At 46.2% G+C, this 23,549-nt stretch carries 21 protein-coding genes; 9 read left to right on the forward strand and 12 right to left on the reverse strand.

The window, feature by feature from the left end:
- Positions 1-2 precede the first annotated feature (2 nt).
- The gene (locus tag METHO_RS03495) at positions 3-857 is read right to left on the reverse strand and encodes a 2-oxoacid:ferredoxin oxidoreductase subunit beta (protein WP_015324140.1); all 855 of its coding nucleotides are present in this window, start codon (positions 855-857) and stop codon (positions 3-5) included.
- A complete protein-coding gene (locus METHO_RS03500) occupies positions 857-2,581 on the reverse strand; it encodes a 2-oxoacid:acceptor oxidoreductase subunit alpha (protein ID WP_015324141.1) in 1,725 nt (574 codons plus the stop codon). The genes METHO_RS03495 and METHO_RS03500 overlap by 1 nt, the downstream gene beginning before the upstream one ends.
- Before the next feature lie 320 nt (positions 2,582-2,901).
- Here METHO_RS03500 and METHO_RS03505 point away from each other — a divergent pair, with 320 nt between their 5' ends.
- Complete coding sequence (locus METHO_RS03505) at positions 2,902-3,702, forward strand: RAD55 family ATPase (RefSeq protein ID WP_048831036.1); 801 nt, start codon at positions 2,902-2,904, stop codon at positions 3,700-3,702.
- Between the two features lie 69 nt (positions 3,703-3,771).
- Here the strand turns inward: METHO_RS03505 and METHO_RS03510 are convergent, their stop codons facing one another.
- Genes METHO_RS03510 through METHO_RS03520 form a run of 3 tightly spaced genes read right to left on the reverse strand, consistent with a single transcriptional unit; the run spans position 3,772 to position 5,336 of the window.
- On the reverse strand, positions 3,772-4,158 hold the full coding sequence (locus tag METHO_RS03510) for a 5-(carboxyamino)imidazole ribonucleotide mutase (RefSeq protein ID WP_015324143.1): 387 nt from the start codon (positions 4,156-4,158) through the stop codon (positions 3,772-3,774).
- A gap of 12 nt (positions 4,159-4,170) precedes the next feature.
- Positions 4,171-4,458, reverse strand: a complete 288-nt coding sequence (locus METHO_RS03515; RefSeq protein ID WP_015324144.1) for a chorismate mutase — start codon at positions 4,456-4,458, stop codon at positions 4,171-4,173.
- Positions 4,458-5,336 carry a shikimate kinase gene (locus METHO_RS03520; protein WP_015324145.1) on the reverse strand — a complete coding sequence of 293 codons (879 nt, stop codon included), beginning with the start codon at positions 5,334-5,336 and terminating at the stop codon, positions 4,458-4,460. The genes METHO_RS03515 and METHO_RS03520 overlap by 1 nt, the downstream gene beginning before the upstream one ends.
- A 479-nt stretch (positions 5,337-5,815) precedes the next feature.
- Here METHO_RS03520 and METHO_RS03525 point away from each other — a divergent pair, with 479 nt between their 5' ends.
- From METHO_RS03525 to cfbA, 7 genes are all read left to right on the forward strand, one after another.
- On the forward strand, positions 5,816-6,838 hold the full coding sequence (locus METHO_RS03525; RefSeq protein WP_015324146.1) for a 4Fe-4S binding protein: 1,023 nt from the start codon (positions 5,816-5,818) through the stop codon (positions 6,836-6,838).
- Positions 6,839-6,840: 2 nt separating this feature from the next.
- Entirely contained in the window at positions 6,841-8,595 is a 1,755-nt protein-coding gene (locus tag METHO_RS03530; RefSeq protein ID WP_015324147.1) for a formylmethanofuran dehydrogenase subunit A, read from the forward strand.
- Positions 8,596-8,599: 4 nt separating this feature from the next.
- Positions 8,600-9,409 carry a formylmethanofuran dehydrogenase subunit C gene (locus tag METHO_RS03535; RefSeq protein WP_015324148.1) on the forward strand — a complete coding sequence of 270 codons (810 nt, stop codon included), beginning with the start codon at positions 8,600-8,602 and terminating at the stop codon, positions 9,407-9,409.
- A 10-nt stretch (positions 9,410-9,419) separates the two neighbouring features.
- Positions 9,420-9,809, forward strand: coding sequence for a molybdopterin dinucleotide binding domain-containing protein (locus METHO_RS03540; RefSeq protein ID WP_048831218.1), 390 nt, complete (start codon positions 9,420-9,422; stop codon positions 9,807-9,809).
- 1 nt (position 9,810) lies between these two features.
- A complete protein-coding gene (locus METHO_RS03545) occupies positions 9,811-11,118 on the forward strand; it encodes a formylmethanofuran dehydrogenase subunit B (RefSeq protein ID WP_015324150.1) in 1,308 nt (435 codons plus the stop codon).
- A complete protein-coding gene (fdhD, locus tag METHO_RS03550; RefSeq protein ID WP_015324151.1) occupies positions 11,115-11,948 on the forward strand; it encodes a formate dehydrogenase accessory sulfurtransferase FdhD in 834 nt (277 codons plus the stop codon). The genes METHO_RS03545 and fdhD overlap by 4 nt, the downstream gene beginning before the upstream one ends.
- A 133-nt stretch (positions 11,949-12,081) precedes the next feature.
- Positions 12,082-12,477, forward strand: coding sequence for a sirohydrochlorin nickelochelatase (cfbA, locus tag METHO_RS03555; protein WP_015324152.1), 396 nt, complete (start codon positions 12,082-12,084; stop codon positions 12,475-12,477).
- Between the two features lie 178 nt (positions 12,478-12,655).
- On the opposite strand, the gene METHO_RS03560 is transcribed toward cfbA, so the two are convergent.
- The 6 genes from METHO_RS03560 to groES form a co-directional block, all read right to left on the reverse strand.
- A complete protein-coding gene (locus METHO_RS03560; protein ID WP_015324153.1) occupies positions 12,656-15,103 on the reverse strand; it encodes a clostripain-related cysteine peptidase in 2,448 nt (815 codons plus the stop codon).
- Between the two features lie 753 nt (positions 15,104-15,856).
- Positions 15,857-16,543, reverse strand: coding sequence for a DUF169 domain-containing protein (locus METHO_RS03565; protein WP_015324154.1), 687 nt, complete (start codon positions 16,541-16,543; stop codon positions 15,857-15,859).
- Between the two features lie 174 nt (positions 16,544-16,717).
- Complete coding sequence (gene clpB, locus METHO_RS03570; RefSeq protein ID WP_015324155.1) at positions 16,718-19,372, reverse strand: ATP-dependent chaperone ClpB; 2,655 nt, start codon at positions 19,370-19,372, stop codon at positions 16,718-16,720.
- A gap of 231 nt (positions 19,373-19,603) precedes the next feature.
- Positions 19,604-20,065: an Hsp20/alpha crystallin family protein gene (locus tag METHO_RS03575; protein ID WP_015324156.1), complete on the reverse strand. Its 462-nt coding sequence runs from the start codon at positions 20,063-20,065 to the stop codon at positions 19,604-19,606.
- A 65-nt stretch (positions 20,066-20,130) separates the two neighbouring features.
- Complete coding sequence (gene groL, locus METHO_RS03580) at positions 20,131-21,741, reverse strand: chaperonin GroEL (protein ID WP_048831037.1); 1,611 nt, start codon at positions 21,739-21,741, stop codon at positions 20,131-20,133.
- 52 nt (positions 21,742-21,793) lie between these two features.
- A complete protein-coding gene (gene groES / locus METHO_RS03585; RefSeq protein ID WP_015324158.1) occupies positions 21,794-22,069 on the reverse strand; it encodes a co-chaperone GroES in 276 nt (91 codons plus the stop codon).
- 174 nt (positions 22,070-22,243) lie between these two features.
- Between groES and METHO_RS03590 the strand changes: the two genes are divergently transcribed.
- The gene (locus tag METHO_RS03590) at positions 22,244-22,660 is read left to right on the forward strand and encodes a winged helix-turn-helix domain-containing protein (protein WP_015324159.1); all 417 of its coding nucleotides are present in this window, start codon (positions 22,244-22,246) and stop codon (positions 22,658-22,660) included.
- A 23-nt stretch (positions 22,661-22,683) separates the two neighbouring features.
- Here the strand turns inward: METHO_RS03590 and METHO_RS03595 are convergent, their stop codons facing one another.
- Positions 22,684-23,517 (reverse strand): molybdopterin synthase, encoded by an 834-nt coding sequence (locus METHO_RS03595; protein WP_015324160.1) that lies wholly within the window; start codon positions 23,515-23,517, stop codon positions 22,684-22,686.
- Positions 23,518-23,549 lie beyond the last annotated feature (32 nt).

A 23,549-nucleotide genomic window follows, 5' to 3' on the forward strand; every position in this document is an offset into this window, starting at 1 on the left:
GGTCACATAAAAGCATCTATCAACTCATCAAGAAGTGCATAGTCCTTTGGCCTGGTAATAAGAGTTCCTTCTTCAATTACACCAAATCCATCTTCAAGGACAGGTTTTTCTTTCTTGTAAAAAATCCCTGTAGGGATACGGTCTCCCCATTCCAGCGATCTCTCAAAGGCAGCTATCCGATCGTCTGGCACGTATCCTTCTTCATCGATCCTATATACTCTTTCTGAATACCATTTGAATGTGTTGAGTTTGTTAAAGGATACGCACGGTTGAAGGATATCCACCAATGCAAAACCCCGATGGTTAATGGCTTCTGCAAGGATCTCTGTCAGATGCTCGATATTTCCTGCATATCCCCTTGCCACAAAAGAGCAGTCCAGGGAAATGGCAAGAGCAAGAGGATTTAGAGGTGTATTTACAACTCCATGTGTCTGGACCTTGGTCTTCATTCCAAGCTCACTTGTAGGGGATGCCTGTCCTTTGGTAAGGCCATATATCTGGTTATCGTTCACAATGGCAGTTATATTCGGATTACGTCTGATCGCATGGATCAGGTGATTGCCACCTTCTCCATAGGCATCCCCGTCCCCACCTACAGTGAGAACTGTTAACTCATGGTTTGCCAGTTTTGCTCCCGCAGCCGGAGGAAGTGTTCTTCCATGCAGTCCATTGAACGTGTTACATTTCAGATAATGAGGAAGCTTACCTGCCTGTCCTATGCCAGACACGATAAGAACTTCATGTGGTGCCTTTTCCAGTTTGACCAGTGCCTTTTTTATAGCCTTAAGTATTCCAAAGTTGCCGCAGCCAGGGCACCATTCAGTTTCAATGTCGGGGTAGTCTTCCATTGTAACCATCAGATCACCTTCTTTTCTTGCAGGGCACGTATTATATATCCGGGAGTGAAAGGCATCCCATCATACCTTAACAGGTTCACATCGACAGATATGTCTGCTTCGGTTTTCAAAATCTTCGCGAACTGTCCAGTCGCATTACTCTCCACGCATACAGTTGTGCCCTTATTCAGCAGTATATTCCTTACCTCTTCTCTCTTCATGGGGAATATGTGTGTAAAATGTACCAGGTTAAGACTTTGTCCTTCTTCATTAAGAAGGTCCACTGCCTCCTCAATAGGACCATATGATGACCCCCATCCTATAAGAGTAACATCTGCTTCCCGGGGTCCGTATACCTCAGGACTTTCCATTTCCATTGTAAGTCCTTTAAGTTTCCTCATTCTCTTTTCCATCATAAGTATACGATTATCTGCTGTCTGGTCAATATGTCCCTCTTCATTGTGTTCGTCACTATCGGCAACTACCAAATGTTTGCTCTGACCGGGCAGAGCACGGGGTGAAATGCCATCAGGTGTGATACTATAACGCTTGTATGCGTCCATACTTTCCAGTTCACCATCTGATACCAGATGTCTGTCAGTGGTGATCTTTGAAGTATCGAACCGCTCACAAGTGAACTGGGTATCTGCAAGATATTGGTCACTCATGATAAACACGGGAATCTGATACTTATCAGCCAGATCAAAAGCCTTGACAGTCAGGTAAAATGCATCATCAGGTGTCTTTGGGGCAAGTATGCATCTGGGGAACTCTCCCTGGGAAGCATGCAATGCGAACAACAGATCTCCCTGCTCGGTCATAGTAGGCAGTCCTGTAGCAGGCCCGGGACGCTGTCCAAGGAATATTACGGCAGGGGTTTCTGTCATGCCTGCCAGTCCCAGGGCCTCAGCCATAAGGCTAAACCCGCCTCCAGATGTGGTGGTCATAGCCCTGGCACCCGCAAAGGAGGCTCCCAATACCATGTTAAGAGCACTGATCTCGTCTTCGGCCTGTTCCACTATCACATTGAACCTGTCTGCATGTGCAGCCACAAAATTCATCACACCGGTGGAGGGGGTCATAGGGTAAGAGGCAAGGAACTGTACACCTGCCGCAAGTGCACCAAGTCCAGCAGCATCATTTCCATCAATAAGCATTCTCTGTGGTATTTTGCTGACCTTTTCAAAAGAGTATTTACATTTTCCTGCATAGTTTTCCTGTGCATATTGGTAACCAGCTATTGCAGCATTGATATTGTTACGTATTACCTCTTCTCCTTTTTTTGCAAAAGTATGCTTTAGCACATCTTCCATAACTTCCAGATCGCCGCAGAGTAAACCAAGGGCAGCACCCGTGGCTACAGTGCTGGCATATAACTTGCTACCACCTATCTCTTTTGCTATCTTCTGGAAAGACACATCGAATAGTTGTTTATCATAGCTGGAAATACTTCCTTCTTCTCCGTCCAGGAGTACAACACCATCATGCAGTTCTTCCATGTATTTTTCAACAGATGTTCTATCCAGAGCTATCAGCATGTCCAGTCTGTCTGACATGGACCTTACAGGTTTGTCACTCACTCTTATCTGGAAGTAATTATTTCCACCTCTCACCCTTGATAGGTAATATTGTGTTGAAAAAACGTGCAGTCCGCTTTTTTGGAACGTCTTTGACAGTATAAGTCCTATTGTCTGAATACCCTGTCCAGCTTCCCCTGCTATTCTTATGCTCATATCGTGTTCCATTTTTTCCCCCTTTTAAGTAAGTTCAACGATCTTCCAATGTTATGCTCATATAGGGTCAAGATACAGATCCAAAATCAGTGTATTAATTTATTGTAAATACTATTGAAGATATCAGCTTATATTATTTGCCCATAATTGCTCAGTTCAATACTTCAATTTTTTTCGCACTTGTTTTTTAAAGAAAGACTAATTATATATATCTTTAGTTATAATGTCTCAGGTATTATTATTATCATCGTCATCACCATTATTATTATTATTATTATTATTATTGTTATTTTATTACTATTATTCCTTCAAATATGGAGGCCAGTGATAGAATGGACCGCGTCCCCACAGTCATAGGAAATCTTGATAAAAAAATAGGTGGAGGCTACCCGCAAGGAAAAGGAATACTCTTGACAGGTGTTCCGGGTACTGGTAAGACTATATTTGGTCTTCATCTGTTGTACCAATCCTGTTCGGATGGTAAAAAGTGTGTGCTTATAGCAACTGAAGAATCTCCGGAGGACCTGCTGGAACAAGCGGGGATGCTTGGATTAAAGTTAGAACCTTTTATGGAAAAAGGTCTGCTTAGTATCAAGCAGGTCCTGGAAATAAGGGCAGGGGCAGTAGCCAGGGCAGCTCATATTGTGGATGGTTTCAATAACGCAGAGATCGATCTTATTAAAGAATGTGAACTTGACATATCCTTCAGGCATGACAAGGCGGGTTTTAATATTGGTGAAATGGACCTTGTAGATGTGGTCAAATTAATTCCGGACGATACCAACGTAGTGGTGGTGGATAACTTGGGTGTGCTTGCTTTTGGTCTGGACATCAAACAGTTCAGGGATAAGTTCGACACTCTCAATCGCGTACTATCTGCTAAACAGATAACTGTAGTATATGTAATGGATGATGCTGCATATCAGTTAACTCATCAGATAGCTGATTATTCGACCCATGGAGCCATTAAGCTGTTCGTGAAGGAAAATCCATATACAGGAAAAATGGAGCGTTTCCTTAGCATCCCTAAGATGCGCAGTACAGCTATATCACTGGATTTTATCTTATTCGATATCACTGCCTCGGGAATCCATATCAAAGGCTCCAAAGGCAAGCTCGTAGAAATGAGTTAAATTACGTTGTCGGGTTGAGCAAGCAAAGATGAGATGTTATAGTAAAAAAGTGAATGATTCCTGCCTGCTTCAGAACAGGTCTAGTATCCTTATGGCAAGATGTGCTGCATTTGCACCATTGTCAATACCTACACTTGCTACAGGCACCCCCGGTGGCATCTGGGCAATGGACAGTAACGCATCAAGTCCCATCATCTTTGCGCTCACTGGCACTCCTATCACAGGCTTTTTTGTTTTTGATGCAATTACTCCAGGTAATGCGGCAGAGAGGCCTGCAATTGCAATAAATACTTTTGCATTACTTCCTGCTATATATTCATCAAGTGTATCAGGGTTGCGGTGCGCTGATATTACCTGTATGTCGTAAGCGTACTTGCTCTCATCCAGTACTCCTGTTACACGGTTGGCTATGGCCCGGTCTGATTCAGACCCCATTATGACTGCTATGTCTACCATTATATGCTTTCCTCAGGGGAATTTACCCTGTCCGCTAAGTTCCTGCTGGTGTTCTATGCTCATTTCGATAAGTATCTTAAATATCGATCTCACAGGATTTGTATCAAGATTGAATTCTATAGCATTGTCTACTGCCCTATCAAGGACAACTTTGTTCTGGGCCTCGTCATTGATCGGCAGACCTGCTTTTCTCTTTGACTCGAGTACTTTCTCCGCAAGCTCCGTACGTTTCTTGATAAGATCAACTATGTTCCTGTCAATACGCTTTATCTCAACACGTACTTCTTCAAGTGAACTCATTATTGCTCCCGGCCAGCAAGTTTTTTTGCCTCTTTATTATATATCTTAGTGCTTATCAGGCTTCCGCTTATTTCCAGCTGGGACCAGCTTTCCTTTAAAATCGGACCGGATACCGGATCCACAAGTGCGACATAAGAAGGTCCAGTGCCTGAAAGTGTAACGCCTTTAACTCCGGATTCCAGAGCCAGCATCATGGGTTCTGTATCAAAACCCAGAGCACTGCAATACAGAAATCCATTTAAGGTCATAGCTTCTTCATATTTTCCTTCCAGAGCCAGGCTGTAAGCCATTTCTACCCAGGAAGCTATCACTCTGGAACGGGATACATTTGTGTTTGAACTGAAGGCTTTTCTGTCAGGTACGAAAATGACCACATCCATTTCCTTCTCTTCCCTGCGTTCCAGTTCTTTAAGTTTGTTATCAGTAACCACTATTCCGCCAAAAAAAGAAGCACATGCATCATCGAATGCTCCTGTAATACTAACACCAACATCCAATGCAGCTTCAACTCCCAGTTTTACAACTTCAAGAGGCTTCATTTCCTCACCCAGGGCCTCCAGTGTGGCAAGGGCAGTGGCATTAGCAGCTGCGCTGCTGCTCTTTAATCCACTGGCAAGAGGGATTTCACTTCTTGTTTCTACTGAACCTTGCATCTGAACATCAAAATATTGCAGCACCAGTTCTACAGTTCTTTCTATAAGCCGCGTATCTGCACCTGGCTGGCCTTGTATACTACCTGATATTTTTCCTTTGCCTTTGCTTATCTTTACGTCAGCAAAAGTCTTAAGATCCACGGCAAAAGCCGCACCTTTCCAGGTAGCTATGGCGTTTACTATTGTGCCAGCCCCAAGAGCATATGCATGTCCTGTATAAGTCATAATACTCTGTTGATTCTCCATTTTTTAGTATTGTCTTTTTCCAAGTATATTATCTGGGGGTTAGTATACATGATTCTATTTAAAACATGGTCTGAACAATGAACAGACATTGTAACGTTTGAATGAATTGCTTGTTGCCGCTTGCAAATGCAGAACGATAATTTTATAACAGATACATGTTACTATAATAAAGACCCTCAGGTAGTATAATATATGTAAAGAAATGGAGCAATCTTATCTATTACACTACCGTTGGCATCAACAGGCAGAATATGCCTTCGCAGACAGGATGCAAATCTGTACTGATATCCAGCCAGATACCTTTCAGGTATGTTGCCAGAACAGCTAGATCACGATAATGGTTTGTCAGCTTCAGAACAGAAAAGTTTGTAACAGATGCCTTCTGGGGAAGGGATTCTTATTGCATTGGACATTCTATTTACAATGCATACTATAGGCAGGATTACGGAGTAGATTAGATGAATGAAGTAATGTTTGGAACAAAAGACGACAAGCAGCTTATGTATCTTCCGCAGAAGTGCATAGGATGTGGAACTTGCGTCGTGGCATGTCCGAAAGGAATCATTACCATCGGTTCCGTGGGGGCGGTTGCCAGAGGCCTTATTGACAAGGACTATCTGGAGAACGATCCTTCAGGCTGTATTATGTGTGGTATATGTGCCAAGACCTGTCCCACAGGTGCATTGGAAATGCGTCAGGGTGGCAAATCCATCAATGACAATACATATGTCAGCTTTGCACTTGAACCAACGACTGTTAATGAGAACTGTGTACACTGTGGATTATGCGAGCAGATATGCCCGCAGGGGTGCATAGAGGTCAGGCAGTGGCTGGCATCCGACGGTAGTGCGAAGGTCGATGGTGAGACGAATATCAACAACTCATGCTGTGTACATTGCGGATGGTGTGCTTCTGTATGTCCCGCCGATGCTATCACTGTACAGAAACCGTTTGCTGGAACATGGGTAAGGGATGAGGCAACCTGTACAGCCTGCCGCACATGTGTTGACACGTGTCCATGCAATGCGCTTTTCAACCCGGAGTGGGAAGCAGGGGAGAGAGTGGATAAGGTGTCTCAGCGTGCAGATGTATGTATCTATTGTGGCGCCTGTGAAATGGCCTGCCCCGTGGATGCTATTACTGTTACCAAGACCCAGATAATCCCCGAAGTAGAAAAGAAAGCCATCATCGAGAAAAAGATACTTAATGTCAAGGCACCGAGACCTACCCTCACTTCCGTGCTGATGACCGATGAAGAAGTCTGTCTTGGATGCGGCAACTGTGTTATCGTTTGCCCGGTCAATGCTCAGGATAATAAGAACCTTGCAGCAGGCTATCTCAACGAAGTGGAAAGCAAGAAGATCCTTGAAGTGAGAAATGGTAGTGTTAAGGTCGTTAATCAGGATGTCTGTGGTTCAGATGGTGCTTGTGTGATGATCTGTCCTGTAAACGCCATCTGGTTAGAGAGAAGGGAGTGTTAGATATGGCTGGAACGATTGCAGTAAAGAATGGTTATGTGTTCGATCCCCTCAATGAGGTCAACGGGGAAAGGATGGATGTTTTTATCAGAGACGGAAAGGTCGTAAGAGAGCTCTCTGCATCTGAGATGGATAATGCAAAGGTCATAGATGCCAGCGGCATGACCGTCATGGCTGGTGGTGTGGATTCCCACTCACATGTTGCCGGTGCGAAAGTTAACGCAGGAAGGCTCATGAGGCCGGAGGACCACTACAAATGTTATATGAAGAAAACCCCGCTTACTCACTCCGGTTCAGGTTACACTGTTCCCACTGTCTACTTGGGGGGATATGAGTACTCCAAGATGGGATATACCACTGTGTTCGAAGCAGCAGTGCCACCCCTTGAGGCCCGTCACACTCACGAGGAAATGCGTGCTACGCCCATGCTGGATATGGGTGGCTACCTTGTACTGGGGAACAACTGGTTCCTTATGCGGTACATGAACGAGGGTGATTTCGACAAGGCAGCAGCCTACGTTGCATGGATGATGAGGACCCACAAGACGTACGGTATAAAATGTGTGAACCCTGCAGGTGTGGAGAACTGGGGATGGGGAGAGAACGTCAGCTCTCTGGACCAGGCGAACATACACTTTGAGGTTACACCCACGGAGATCATCAAGAACCTGACCGAGATCAATGAGCACCTTGGTTTCCCTATGCCGCTGCATCTGCATGCAAACAACCTTGGACACCCGGGCTGCTGGGAGACCACAAGGGAATCTCTCAAGATCCCAAGTAACGTAAAGGCTAAGCCCAATGTAGATGTGGAATGGGCGGAAACAAAAATGAATGCAAAGAGGCACGAGTCCGTTTATCTGACACACTGCCAGTTCAATGCGTTCGGTGGAACTTCATGGAGAGATTTTGAATCAGGTGTAAAAGGTATAACTGATTATGTCAACAGCAAGGACCACGTAGTAATGGACAGCGGTTGTGTGCCATTCGGAGATGCAACTGTTATGACCGGTGACGGGCCGGCTATTCACGATCTCTATGTGCTTACAGGTAACAAGTGGTCTAACACAGACGTAGAGTGCGAGTGCGGTTCAGGTGTACTGCCATTCACGTACCTTAAGAGCAATCCTGTTCACAGTGTGCAATGGGCAATGGGTCTGGAAGTCCTTTTATACGTGAATGATCCCTGGAAGTCCATCATGACAACCGATAGTCCCAATGGTGGTCCATTTACAAAGTACCCGCTTATTATGGCATGGCTAATGTCCCTCAAGGCCAGGCAGGATACCATGTCAGAATGCCACAAATGGGCTCAGGACAGAAGCGGTCTGGGCGGCGAGGAAAGAGAGATGTCTCTGTACGATCTTGCAATTCTTACCCGTGCCAACCCGGCAAGGACAATTGGTATGGCATACAGGAAAGGAACTCTGGGTGTGGGAGCCGACGGTGATGTTTCCATTTATAACATTGACCCGAAGAAGCTCGATGTGAACGACTATGAAAGCCTTATTAGGAACCTGCAGAACTCAGAGTACACTATAAAGGATGGAGAGGTCGTTGCCCGTCAGGGTGAGATAGTGGCAATTCCGGAAAAGAGGACCTATTATTCGGATATCAAGGTTCCGGATGCTGATGAAAAACACATGCTTGAAGATGTAAAGGAGTGGTTCAGGTACTACACCTTAGGCTTCTCTAACTATCCGACGCCTGACAGGTACCTTGCAAACCCAACTCCAATGACTGTGAATCCGTTGAGGTGAGTCAATGGCAGAAGTTACACTTAGACCAAAAAATGATATTGATATAATGGTGGAAGCAGAGGTTATAACTCCTGAAAATTTCGCCGGCAAGAATGCAAAAGAAATTGGTGAAATGGTTGTATGGCAGGGCCCGAAGGAGCTGCCTATTTCCTATTTCTTTGATGTGCAGGGCAATGGTGGAGCCTCTGCACAGGAAACTACTATCATTGTAGATGGTGATGTTCCAAGGGTAAAGAGAATAGGACAACAGATGACCGCTGGCAAGATCATCATAAAGGGCAATGCAGGGATGCATGTTGGCTCAGAGATGGCCGGAGGGGAGATTGTTGTTGAGGGTGATGCAGAGTCCTGGGCAGGTATGGAAATGAAAGGCGGTCTGCTTCATATCAAAGGTAATACCAAGGATCATGTCGGATGCGCATACCGTGGCAGCTGGCATGGTATGACCGGCGGGCGTATAGTAATTGATGGAAATGCAATGAACCAGGTAGGCGGCGGTATAAGCGGCGGAGAGATCCTCATCAATGGTAACGTGGACAATTTCTGCGGTATCCGTGCCAATGGCGGTCTTATCGTTGTGAAGGGGGATGCCTTCAGGACCGTGGGTGCTGAGATGACCAATGGTATCATTGTTGTGGGTGGTCATATTTCCAGGTTCACTCCAGGATTCCAATACGAAGCTACAGAGAATGACCTCAAGTTCGGTGATGTAGAATGTCCGGGCGAGTACAAGAAGTTCGCAGGTGATTATGCAATACCCCAGAAAGTAAAAGGCGTAATGTATGTATCAAGCGAGTTTAACGGGGGTCTGTAAAATGGTATGCATTGAAGCGTTACTTAATACCGGAAGTACTATAGACGAGGGAAGGCTTGCCAAGGGCGGTGACAAATACTCCGATGCCTACACACAGGAGTGTGCAGTCTGCTGGCTTAATGAAGTCGATTACGCAGCATTGGGATTCCCTGAGAAGGTAAAAGTCATAAGAAGGGACGGACAGCGCTCAGTCTTAGTATATACCAAATGCACCAACGACATGAGGTGCGGACATGTTTTCATGCCAAGGGCAATATGGGCCAATGTGGTAGTAGAGCCATCTACATTCTCTACCGGTTCACCTCTGTATAAAGGAAGTCTCGTAACAGTCGAGCCCGCTGAAGGCGAGGTGCTCAGTGCGGAAGATGTTGTTCTCAAGGTGTACATGGGAGGTGAATAAGATGGTTGCAAAGAACATTATATGCCCCGTATGCGGTGCATCATGTGACGATATCATTGTGGACTTCAAAGGTAACACAATTGATGTTCAGAATGCCTGTAAGATGGGTAATGCTAAGTTCCAGGAAGTTGTGAGCGAGCACAGGATAAGGGAACCCATGGTTAGGGAGAATGGCAAACTGAGGCCTGCAACATGGGATGAGGCTCTGGACAGGGCTGCTCAGATCCTTGCAAACTCCAGAAGACCTTTCTTCTTCATGGGTAGCGAGACAGCCATTGAGGCACAGGAAGTTGGTCTGCATATGGGAGAATATCTCGGTGGTGCAGTTGACTCTAATGCTACGATCTGCCACGGACCCACAGCAATGGGTATACAGGAAGCAGGCAGGTCAGGAGCTACAGCAGGACAGGCAAAGAACAGGGCAGATCTCATCATCTATTGGGGAACCAATCCTCTGGAATCCATGCCCAGGCACATGTCCAGATATGGTGTGTTCCCAAGGGGTTACTGGACCAAGAGAGGCAGGTTCGATCGTACTGTCATTACAGTGGATCCAAGAAAGACTCCAACAACTGCTGCATCTGATCTGCACGTACAGCTTAATCCCAACACTGATTATGAACTGCTAAGTGCTTTGTTCACCATCGTCAATGGGAAAAAGCCACATCCTTCTGCGGAAGAGATAACAGGTATTCCTATTGAGGTCATGGAACAGGTCGTCACAATGATGAAGGAGTCAAATTTTGTGTCTATCTACGTAGGACTGGGTGTATCGTCATCTTACGGAAAGCACAGAAACATCGAGATCGCACTGAACCTCGCAAAGGAAATGAACAATTATACAAAATGTGTTCTGGGAGCGCTGAGAGGTCACTGCAACGTGGCAGGTTTCAACCAGCTCGCATCGTACCTATATGGCTATCCGTTCGGTCTGGATTTCTCAAGGGGATATCCTAGATACAATCCCGGAGAGTACACCTGTGTGGACCTGCTGAGGGAAAAGGATACGGATGCTGCGCTGGTGCTCAGTGCTGATCTTGTATGTCATATCCCTGCAGATGCTGCAGAGTACATGGCACAGATACCCACTATTTGCATTGATATTGCACCCTGTCCCACAACCACTGTCTCTGAAGTAGTGTTGCCAGGTGTTATCGATGCGATGGAATGTGACGGTACCTTCTACAGACTGGATGATGTGCCGGTGTACTTCCAGCCGTTCACTGAGTCTCCGTTCCCTTACACAAAGAGCAATGAAGACACCATGAAACAGCTTTTTGACAGAGTGAAGAAACTTAAGGAAGCATGAGGACGAGCCAGCACGCAGGTAATTCTTCTGTAAAGGGGGATTTCAGCAGGGACGAATGTGTTGTCCCTTCTTCCCTCTATACAACTATAGCGTGCACGGAGATCTCTGGCGACCAGAGAAAACAAATAGAAGCGGATGTTATTATTGAAGAGGTATTTGACCTTTTCATCAATGATGTCCACCTCACTACTTTTTATGCGAGTCCCAGGGAACTTGAGGAGCTTGCAGTTGGATTCATGGTATGTGAAGGCTTTATCGGCAGGGATGATGTCCGGAACATACTTTCCATTGATATAGGTCCTAAGAGGATAGATTGTAAGGTCGATATCGATGTTTCTCAGCTTTTCGATCTTGAACGTGTGGAAAGATGCGGTACGACTCTTTTCACTCCCGAAAACCGTCTTTTATTGCCAAAGGATGTGTTTTTCAGTCCACAGGTGATATTCAATGCAGTAGGAAAACTGAAAGAATGGGGCAACGCATGGAAAAAGACCGGCGGCGCTCATTCTTCACTGGTATGTGCTCCATCCGGTGAGATCCTCGTGTTCTGCGAGGATATCGGACGTTCCTGTTCTGTGGACAAGGCAGTTGGAAAAGCATTGCTTACAGGTATAGATATTTCCAGATGTGCTCTTGTCACTACAGGCAGGCTTGCGGGTACTATGGTCTCAAAGGCAATTAATTCAGGATTCCCTGTAATGGCCAGTAAAGGTGCCACTGTGAAAGAAGCAGTGTTACTTGCACAGGGTGCGGACATGACCCTCGTAGGTTTCGTGAGAGAGCCTAATATGTATATATATAGTGGCGAATATCGATTGCAATCGAGGTAACTTTATTTTTGTTTGTTGTATTTTGCCAAAGGTAAATGAAAAGAACTATATTCGATTAAAACTTACAACCATCCGAGTAAGTAATACTTTTAGTGGAATTATTGTTACAATTTTTTAAAAAGGTGATATATATATGAGTGAAAAGATCGGTATCCTTGCCATAGGTCATGGCAGCAGATTGCCCTACAACAATCAGGTAGTTACTGAAATTGCAGGCATGATCGCAAAAAAACACCCTGAATATGTTGTAAAGGCCGGATTTATGGAAATGAGCACTCCTTCAGTGGAAGAAGCATTACTTTCATTTGAAGGTACCCATGTGAGTACTATAGTTGCTGTACCAGTATTCCTTGCATCAGGTGTACATATTACCAAAGATATTCCGGCTATATTGAAACTGGATCCGGAAAAAAATCAGGGCAGCATTGAAATGAATGGTCAGCAGGTCAAGATCCTCTACGGGAAGCCCCTTGGAAGCGACGAGCTCATTGCCGATCTGATCTTCAAAAGAGCGCTAGAAGTTCTTTGATCATAGCTGTGCTACATAACACAGCATCTTTTTTATTACATTTGAATTACAATATTTCGGCTTTTTACAGAGCCCAATTCGGCATAATATTTATCTATATGTAATATTCCATAGTTTGTACTATTTGATTTTAAGATAAAATATGGAAGTTGGGTACTTCCATCTGATCATTTTCGGATTACTCCACATTTACAGTTGTGTACATGTTTGTCCGTTTCCCATCTAGGTCCTCGGCTATCAGGCCAACTATGTATTCACCCACAGCAGCATCCTGTTCCTTGTAACTGAACATCTGATCGCTGAAGATGAGTGTTTCTCCTACCTCTGTAGCTTGTTGTATCACTTTTCCCTGCGCATCGAGGTCAAGCCATTGTTCCAGTACCGTGAAGCTATCGCCTGTCTGCGGGTAGACCTCTCGGGGAGCTCCTGCAGTGCTATTTCCTGTAAAGGTGAACACCTGTCTTAGCAAGCCATCGCTAAAATACAGACGTGCAGTGAGCGCTTCTCCGCTTGCAAAGGTGTAAATGCCATCGACAGCATATGTTGCCTCCTCGGATGTAGCGCCAAAGTCCATTGGTGTGAGAAGCGCCGTTACCGAATCAGTTCCATTGCTGACGGCAAACATCAGTGGTTCCCACTCAAATTCTAGGGTGAACTCCCCTTCAGGCCATACAGGATAGTAGATACCATTAACTTCACGTGTCTGGCCGCTGTCAAGATAGTCCGTATCCGCTATGAAGATCGAGTTGGACTGCAAATCGTGATATCCTGCAAAGATGAAGGCATAGCCCAGATTGCTGCCACTGATATCCGTGCTGAGTACCACCGGTTTCCCAGGAGAAGCCACCGTATCTGAGAGTTGGATAGGTGTGAGTTTTATTTCCCCGGCCCCGGGTGCTTTCACGCTGGCTCCTGGTTCTGGCAATGTTGCCTGTTGGGCAGCCGCATCAAATTTTTTTCCGGTGTAGTGGAATGTAAGGAAATCATCCCACGTCGAATATCTCGCAAAGCGGTTGGCTATAATGGTATAGGACTGAGGACCTGCCATAGGAGACTGATAAAGCTGTGAATTGGGGAAGTAGATCGATATGCCGGTAGCGCCTGGTTTGCCAGTCCCGTGCTTCTCGGCTACTACCGCTTGCTGGATAGCAGCCAGCACCTTATCAGCCTCTGCATTCACACCCGCATCAGTTTGCTTCAGAAGCTGTACAAAGCTGCCCAGATCAATGTAAGAGGCTGGCACCTGCTGACCAAAAACGGATGTGAATGACTGAGCATAGTTTCGTGCCCTAGCCACTTCTTTCTGATCTGCCGTCTGAAGAGCAAAGGAGAGGTCGTTGATGCTCTGCATGAGTTCAGGGACTGACTCCAGTTCCACCACGGTAAGAGTGATGTCTTTGCTCATCTTGCTGGCGACCTGGCTGGAACTGGGAACAGAGCCACGTCCAAGCAAGCCTCCCATAGGTGATCCCTGCCTCATAAGCTCTGCCCTTGCCTGGTCATCGACTATCCGTTGGTCCTGATGTATGTAGCTGTCCACGATCATATTCCCAAGCTCTGCACCGGTCATGCCCGGATCCTTTTCTAATGATTGCAGAAAGCTTGCGTAGGCCCATCCCAGTGCCGGTTCGGTCTCTTCTGAAACGACGGCATAATTGGCATGCGGTGCAAGTGCAGCAAGCACCTCTGCTTGCCCCATCAGACAGGCATCCATGCCGATAACCTCTATCTTTTCCAGTCCGGTGCGTTCACGGATTGTCTGCAACGCATCATCTATGTTATTCAGATACATCATATTGCCTAGTGCAGAGGAGAGGGGTGTGCTGCTGTCTGTCGGGGTAGCTGGCACTGGATCGCTCCATCCTCCTGGCCAGCCCATGCCATGGTCGGAGAGGATCAGCACATGCTTGTCGGCTGGATAGTTCTGCACAGCCCATGTAACAAAATCTATCAGTGTGTCCCTGTCAGACATATCCACTTCTCCCATGTCCTTAACAAGAGTTGATCCCACTCTCGTCAGGTCGTCATCCTGCTGCACATAGAACCGCTTTGTGGTACTCCAGTCCCCATCCCCACTATAACCGGCAGAGAAACGGTCTACCTGTGCCACTATTTGCACTCTGTCACTCGATCCTATCTTTTCAGCCTCGTTGAGGTCGACGTAAATGTCATGCTCCAGTACCTTATCGTCAGCATCCATATATAGCATGACCAGCCAGGTCTGTTCCTCGGCACCAGCCTGTCTTGGTGGGGCTATAAAAGGCTTTGAAGAAGATTCTGTAACTGCGGGAAGGACGCCCTGAGGTGCATCGGTCGGCACAGACTCTAAGTTGTTACCCTGATCGATATCACTTCCACCTTTTAAAAAAATAGAAAGCACGATCAGCACGGCAATGATAAGCAAGGTTCTTTTCGAAAATTTGAAAGGCAGGCCAGCTGGGCCGCCGCTACCTCCAGACCCGGTGTTTCCGGTCCCGGATGTGGATGACTTGAATCCACTCTGCTGTTCTCTCTTCTCTCTTCTTGGAGACTCGGCACGCTCTCTATTTTCATTATCTGATTGCGCTGGTCTTCTTCTCTGAGCCCGGATGACCGGTTTCTTTCCCTGATTAGAATCATTGCTCATTGTGATACCCCTATACCAGCTTCGTCAGAGTATGCATCCCTGGCGAAGAGTTTGAACTCCGGACTATGCCGGCCCCCATCCTATAATCATTTTCTGATCATTTTGCGCTTAGTGAAGCGTGGTTAGCACCATCCAATACATGACTTTTCATCGCAGAACAAGGGAATGCCCAGCTCGGACAAAAGACTACATGAGTCAACCCCTTTTTTGCTTTCATTCTTTTTAGCCCGTATTACTATGGGCTTATGCAAGATACTCTCCACCACCAGTATTACACTACGTCCCCAATGTTATGGCAGAGGTGTTCATGTATTTGCTTATTTGCCAGTCTAACTGAGCCCCATACCTGTAGCAAGTTTGTTCTTTCAATATCGCAAACTGACCATATACTACTAAACACATAAGTTATATACGCCTTACGACTTACAAAACCTTTTTTAGTGGATTATTATTTTGAATATCACTAATCTTTCAGCTCTTTAAAGAGTTACTGTTCTTTATATTATTAAGAACGCTGAACTATCTGAAAAGCTTGTTAAAATACCAAACCTTAGATATGAATCAGTTGATCACAGGAATACCGCATGTAAACCTGAGAAAATAGCAGATGCCCTTGGAAAGGTCTCCGAAGGACCATGAAAAAAGCAGGAACAAAAGAGTTTTAAGGTATTTCTTCTTAAACTCCCGGTCAATATAAATTTGCTGAAACAGGCACGAGACAGCTTTGAAATGCCTTTTTAAGAAAAATGATGCTCAGTTACTGAACATCGTTCTTGCAGATGCCACAAGCCCTGGCAACATATCAACAGGTATGCTTATGATCATTTCATCTTCTTTTATTTCAGTGTATTTGCGGCTGCCACTGCACCCCACGGTCACACCTGCTTCGCCTGAAATATATGGGTAAGCTACTCCATCTGCACACACACTCTGTTTACCGGCAAAACTCGCATTGACACGGCCACCGTTTTTGTGAAGCAGTGCCTGCGAAAGTTCCATTACCTGTTTTGGATTTGTAATGATAAGGATCACATCAGGATCGAATTTTGTAGTCTCCAGAGGTGAATACAATACAGCTTTTACGGAATGTGCTGGTACTCTTGGTACTTTTTCCATAGTGTTTTTCGCAGCATCCATAGATCCAAAATGTTTAAGATGATAGTACACTTCTCCAGTCTTTAGTTTTTCACCCATTTCTGTAAGTCCCATCACTGCAGCACCGCCTTTGCACATATGATCGTCAATGACCGCATAGAACTGAGAACCTTTTCTTCTTACATTGTCCACCATTTGGCAATGCCTTATATTCTCTGTTATTCTCGGCACGTCAGCCGGCAATTCTTCGTCCGTTTTAACAAGACGTACGGCTACAGGTGATGTTTTCAGATGGAGTATATCTATAAGTTCTTTTCCTAATCTCTGGATCTCTTCGGTGCTCATGCAATCTTCTCCTGTGTCGATCATAGGTTTTGGTCGGCTGTGTGAATATTATGCAAAGGGGTATATGTAGTTTGTCAACAGAGGATTCTGTTAAGTTAAGGAGTATACAAAAGATGAATATCAACAATATGAAAAATTCCCGGCCACTGTGTCAATAATGGCCGGACCAGCAACTCATACCTTCTGAACAACGTCCAGTACTATCTGGTTATCTCTGACATTCACTATTACGGTGGAGCCTTCGGCAATCTGACCCGAAACTATGAGCTTTGCCATCTTTGTTTCCACCTCGTTCTGGATGACACGCTTAAGTGGTCTGGCACCGAATGTCTCACTGTAGCCTACCCTGCCCAGGTATTGTTTTGCTTCATCCGTGATCTCCAGCTGTATCCTTTTGTCCCTGAGCCTTGCCACAAGGTCCGCCACTTTGAGGTCTACTATGTGGACCAGTTCATCGGGCCTAAGCGCATGGAATATGGCAATTTCGTCTACACGGTTGAGGAACTCAGGTCTGAAGTACTTGCCAAGTTCATTGAGTGCCTTTGCCTGCAACTGCGCATATTCATGGCCTTCCTTGTGTGTTACCTCCGGCATGCCCTGTTCCGGCCTGTATGTACCATCAGGGACGTCCAGCAGCTTTGTCAGGTCACCTGAAAATATGTTAGAGGTCATGATCAAGAGGGTGTTCTTAAAGTCCACTGTCCTGCCCTTGGAGTCCGTCAGCCTGCCATCATCCAGTATCTGCAACATGACATTGAACACATCAGGATGTGCCTTCTCTATTTCATCAAAGAGCACCACTGCATACGGTCTCCTTCTCACGGCTTCGGTGAGCTGTCCACCTTCATCATGGCCGATGTAACCTGGAGGTGCACCTATCATACGGGCCACTGTGTGTTTCTCCATATACTCGGACATGTCGATGCGTATTATGTTGTTCTCGTCATCGAAGAGTTCAGCCGCAAGGGCTTTGGCAAGTTCTGTCTTACCTACACCTGTAGGTCCCAGAAATATGAAGCTTCCAATGGGTCTCTTTGGGTCTTTGATACCTGCATAGGCACGGATCACCGAATCAGCTACTGCCTTTACAGCTTCTTTCTGACCTATGATGCGCTTGTGCAGGTTCTCTTCTATATGCACAAGCTTCTCGCGCTGTCCTTCCAGAAGCTTGGTAACAGGGATCTTCGTCCAGACTGAAACGACATCTGCAATATCCTCTTCACCCACTTCTTCGCTTAAGAGCATCTCATCCTGCGTTCTCTTAAGCGCTTCCTCTTCCTGAGCATACTGGTGCTGCAGGGGGATAAGGGTTCCATATTTCAGCTTTGAAGCCAGCTCCAGGTTGTTATCGTTCTCGGCAAGCTCAAGCTGCACCTTAGCATCTTCTATCTGTTGTTTGATGGAGTTGAGCTTGGCTATTGTTTCCTTTTCCTGGCTCCATCTTGCACGCATGGCATCGGACTCTGCACGGATGTCGGCAAGTTCCTTCTCCAAAGCTTCCAGGCGGTCCTTGGATGCTTCATCCTTTTCTTTCTTCAATGCCTCCTTTTCGATCTCAAGCTGCATTATCTTACGGTCGGCCTCATCCAGTTCCGCAGGCTTGCTGTCTATGGCAGTTCTCTTCTTTGCGGCAGCTTCGTCTACCAAGTCTATGGCTTTGTCGGGCAGGAACCTGTCCGCTATGTACCTGTGGCTCATGACAGCCGCGGCCACCAGAGCTGAGTCCTTGAGACGCACACCATGGTGCACTTCGTATTTTTCCTTAAGTCCACGCAGGATGGATATTGTATCTTCCACCGTAGGCTGTTCCACCATCACAGGCAGGAAACGGCGTTCCAGGGCTGCATCTTTTTCTATATACTTACGGTATTCGTTCAGCGTGGTAGCGCCTATACAATGCAGCTCACCGCGTGCCAGCATGGGCTTGAGCAGATTTCCGGCATCCATAGCTCCTTCTGTGGCCCCGGCCCCTACTATGGTGTGGAGTTCATCAATGAACAGGATTATCTGGCCTTCCGATTCCGCAACTTCTTTAAGCACAGCCTTAAGCCGCTCTTCAAACTCTCCCCTGAACTTGGCGCCTGCTATAAGCGCTCCCATATCAAGGGCAATGATGCGCTTCTCCTTCATGGCATCAGGTACATCTCTCTTTGCAATACGCTGTGCAAGTGCTTCGACTATGGCCGTCTTACCCACTCCTGCCTCACCGATGAGTACAGGGTTGTTCTTCCTGCGTCGGGAAAGGATCTCTATGGTACGCCTTATCTCCTGTTCCCTGCCGATCACAGGATCAAGTTTGCCCTGTGAAGCCAGCTCTGTGAAGTCGATACCATACTTCTTAAGCGGTTCCATTGTATCTTCCGGATTCTCTGAAGTAATGCGCCTACCCCCTCTTATTTCCTTGATGGCAGCAAGCAGGCGGTCCTTTGTGATGCCTTCTCCTGCAAGTATTTTACCTGCTATGGAATCCTTTTCCTCTGCGATCCCTATAAGCAGGTGTTCCACACTGACGAACTCATCCTGCATCTTGCCTGCTGTCTTGCTGGCAGAATCCAGCACTCTCCTGAGTGTCTGGGTCATATACACCTGCTCTCCTCCGGGACCGGATACTTGCGGCAGGCTTGCCAGTTTGTCCTCTACCTTTTCTGTGATCCTGTCCAGGTCAACATCCAGCTTCTGCAACAACGTGGGCACTAAGCCCCCGGTTTGTTCCAGCATTTCTAGAAGCAGGTGTTCACAATCTATCTGCTGGTTGTGATATCTGGCAGCTATCGTGGTTGAGCCCTGGATAGCCTCCTGGGCTTTCTGAGTGAAACGATTCAGATCCATACTTTTTCCCCTATGGTTCTATCCCAAATGATCAATGAACTTTATATGTCTTATAAGCGCTGTTCGACTCACTGTACTTAAAAATGGATATTAATCATCCGGAGGGATTTCTCCAGATGACTGACTGTGCTGCTGCCATGGACCAGCATGTAAAAAGGATGGTAGGGCCATGGCCCGAAGGTCATGCCCCGCACCCAGATACAGGTGCAATAAAAATATAGCCCTTTATGCTTACTCGATGAGGATTTTCTTCTTCTCTTCAATCTGCAGTTTTGGCAGTTCCACAGTGAGCACACCGTTCTCCAGTTTTGCCTTAGCACCCTCTGATGTTACCGCTTCAGGCAGGGTAAGTGTCCTTGAGAACATCTTATATGTACGCTCCCTGCGCATGTATCCCTCTTCCTCGCTCTCTGTCTCCGTACCGGACTTTGCCGAGATGCTTATGAGGTTCTCCTGGACGTCGATGTTGACATTCTGCTTGTCAACTCCCGGAAGGTCGGCTGTCACTAAGAGCTTATCTCCCCGGTCCTGAACATCCACAAGGGGTGCCAGAGTATCAGCTTCGGTCCAGCGGTCTCCCATAGTCATGTCCTTGAACATACTGTTCAACTGCTGCTGCATCTGTCTCATCTCGTCAAAGGGATCCCATCTTGCTGTTCTAACTGGAGTCCATCCTGTCAGTCCAAACTTCATTGTCTTTCACCTCTGTATTTCAGATATAGTACAGTTGATCTTTATTTTCCAATAAAGGAAGGCGATCAGATTATGATCGCAGCAGTCCTTTCATCTTTCTCGTCGTCGAAATCCGCAACCAGTACCTCAGTGGTCAGTACCATGCCCGCAATGGAGGCAGCGTTCTGCAGCCCACTGCGCACGACCTTTGTGGGATCTATAACACCGGCTTCAAAGAGGTCCTCGAACACATCGGTCTTGGCATTGTATCCAAAGTTCGGATTTGTTTCTGTGCGCACGCGTGCGACGATCTCAGCTCCTTCCCTGCCTGCGTTGATAGCTATCTGGCGCATTGGTTCTTCGAGTGATCTTTTCACGATCATGGCACCTATCTGCTGATCCCCGTCAAGTTCCAGTTCATCCAATATGGATGTTGCGTGGAACATTGTCACACCTCCACCCGCAACTACACCCTCTTCTACTGCTGCTTTGGTGGCATTCAGGGCATCATCGATCCTCATCTTCTTTTCCTTCAGCTCGGTCTCAGTAGCTGCACCCACCTTTATCACTGCCACTCCGCCACCGAGCTTTGCCAGGCGCTTCTTGAGTTCCTTCTTCCTATAATCAGATTCAGTTACATCGATCTGTGACTCTATGACCCTCATCCGTTGCTCGATCGCTGCTTTGTTACCCTTGCCTTCCACTATGGTGGTCTTGTTCTTATCCACTGTTACCTTTCTTGCATTGCCCAGCATCACACTGGTAAAGTCTTCAAGCTTCATGCCTTTGTCTTCACTGATGACAGTACCGCCTGTAAGCACAGCTATATCTTCGAGCATGTCCTTCTGGTCATCACCAAAGCCCGGAGCCTTGACCGCACATACCTTCAAAGCACCGCGGATGATGTTCAGTATGATGCCTGCCTGTGCATCACCTTCTACATCCTTGGCCACTATCAGCAACGATCTGCCTTCCTTTGCAACCTTTTCCAGCACAGGTATGACCTGGTTCATTGTGCTTATGGTCCTGTCAGTGATGAGGATGTATGGCTCGTCGAAATCACATGTCAGTTTTTCGTGGTCAGTGGCCATGTAAGGTGATACGAACCCTCTTTCAAACTGCATGCCTTCCACTACTTCAAGGTTTGTTTCCATTGTCCTGGAATCTTCTACAGTGATTACACCGTTGTATCCCACCTTTTCCATAGCACCCGCGATAAGACCTCCGATTTCTTCATCATTGTTGGCCGATATCGTGGCAACCTGGATGATCTTGGCTTTGTCCTTTACATCCTGACTCTGTTCTTTGATATGTTTTACAACAGCTTCTGTGGCCTTTTCGATCCCTTTCTTGACCTCTATGGGGTTAGCTCCTGCAGTGATATTCCTTATGCCTTCGGTGATAAGCGACTGGGCTAACAAGGTTGCAGTGGTAGTACCATCACCCGTGGTATCCTGGGTCCTGGATGCCACTTCTTTCACAAGCTTTGCACCAATGTTCTCGAACTTGTCTTTCAGTTCGATCTCTTTTGCAATGGTAACCCCATCATTTGTCACTACCGGGTTTGAAGGCTTATCCAGCACAACATTGCGCCCTTTAGGGCCTAATGTAATCTTCACTGTGTTAGCTACCTTGTCCACACCATTTAACAATGATCTGCGTGCGTTCTCATGAAATGTGATCTGTTTTGAAGTCATTTTTACACCTCTTTCGTCCATATTCATATGATTCATTTTTATTTCCTATTGCTTATTTTTCAATTACCGCAAGCAGATCCTTAAAGTCAACGAATACGTGCAGCTCGCCGTCTATATCTATTTCATCGCTTTTGTAACCACCATATATCACGTGGTCCCCTTTTTTCACAGGCAATTCACGTCCATCCTCAAACGTGCCTACAGCGACAACAATGCCTTCTTTCTTTTCTTCTTTGGCTGAATCTGGCAGGTAAATGCCGCTATCGGTCTTCTCGGCCTGTTTGACCACTTCTATTAATATTCTCTCTCCAATTGGTTTGATGATCATTGTAGATATCCTCCAAATGAAACTAGGCTGGTTTTCTGGCCAGCTTGTTACGCAATTATACTGTCACGCTAGTATATAAGCATATTGTGTTTTATGTTAATTGTTTAGATATTATTCATATCATATGTACAAAAATTAGTAACTTTTATATACGTTATATGAGATCGGTTATATATGACTCCACAGAACTCGCAGATAGTTCTCATAAGCCTTGAAAAACCCAAGTATGAGAACCTTGAGGATGATGTCAGGTGGTTGTGTGACAGCTTCGGGCTTTCATCCGGAAGGGACACTGAGAACATGGCCACCAGGATAGTAATGGATATGCTACGGATGCTGGCTGAGGAGGACAGGGTTACCTCCGAGTCTATAGCCGATAACCTTGATGTGCGGCTGGCACGTGTCAACCATCATCTGCGCAACCTCATAGATTCAGGGATGATATACAGAAGAAAAAGGTTGCTCTACCTGCGTGGCGGAAGCCTCAAAGCCGCAGTTCAGGAAATGAGAAAAGATTCAGAGCGCATTTTCGATGAACTGGAAGTCATGGCCGAAGAGATCGACAGAAAAATGGGCCTGAAGAACAGGTAATTGCACAGATCCATCTCTTTTTATCATTTCTCCACATCATGTACCCAGAAGTCGCCTTCAATTGTAAGTTCTTTTTTCCATACGGGCACTTCTGCTTTTAACATTTCCAGGGCATCAGTAAGGGCTGTGAACAGTTCCTGCCTGTGGGCAGCGGCAACAACTATGTATACGATATCTTCTCCCTGCTTTATGGTGCCTGTACGATGGTGCATCCTTATATCCAGAACTCCTTCTCTTTGCATCAGGTCGTTACAAATCTTTTTCATTGCCTCTTCCGCAACCTTTTCATATTTCTCGAAATGCAATGCCTTTGTTTCCACGCCCTCGGAAAATTGTCTGACGATGCCGGTGAATGTACCGATACCCCCTGCCTGTTTTATTCGTGGGTCCAGCTTTACTTGTTCGATGAGCAGGCCGAGTGTGGCCCATTCATCCTGCTGCATCACGAGTTCAGCAAGGGTATCAATATCCCAGTCTGCTCTTGCTGGCAGCCTGGCGACTATATTTTGCACCTCGTCGATATTGTCAAGATCCCCCAGAACGATCTTTGGCAGGCTGCTTTTCTTAGCGCCTTCAACTATAGCAAAATCCATGCCGCTGTCTGCCAGGGCATCAAGGGCCTTGCTGAGGGATGGGTTGCGTCTCACAAGTACAAGTTCACCATCTGTTATTGCTGCCACAGCCGCAGCCCCTGCATCAAAGTGTTTACCTGTATCGGTGTTCTCCGGATTGAACCGATGATGGCACATCTGCTTTACAGTACCAACCTTGCCTTTTCCGGAAAGTTTTTCCACAAGCCGTGTGACCAGTGTCGTTTTACCTGTTTTCTTATAACCGACCACGCTGATTACTTTCATGAATATTCCTATGCAAATTAATGATATAAATA

It is taken from the genome of Methanomethylovorans hollandica DSM 15978, from assembly GCF_000328665.1.
In the GTDB taxonomy this organism is placed as follows: Archaea; Halobacteriota; Methanosarcinia; order Methanosarcinales; family Methanosarcinaceae; genus Methanomethylovorans; species Methanomethylovorans hollandica.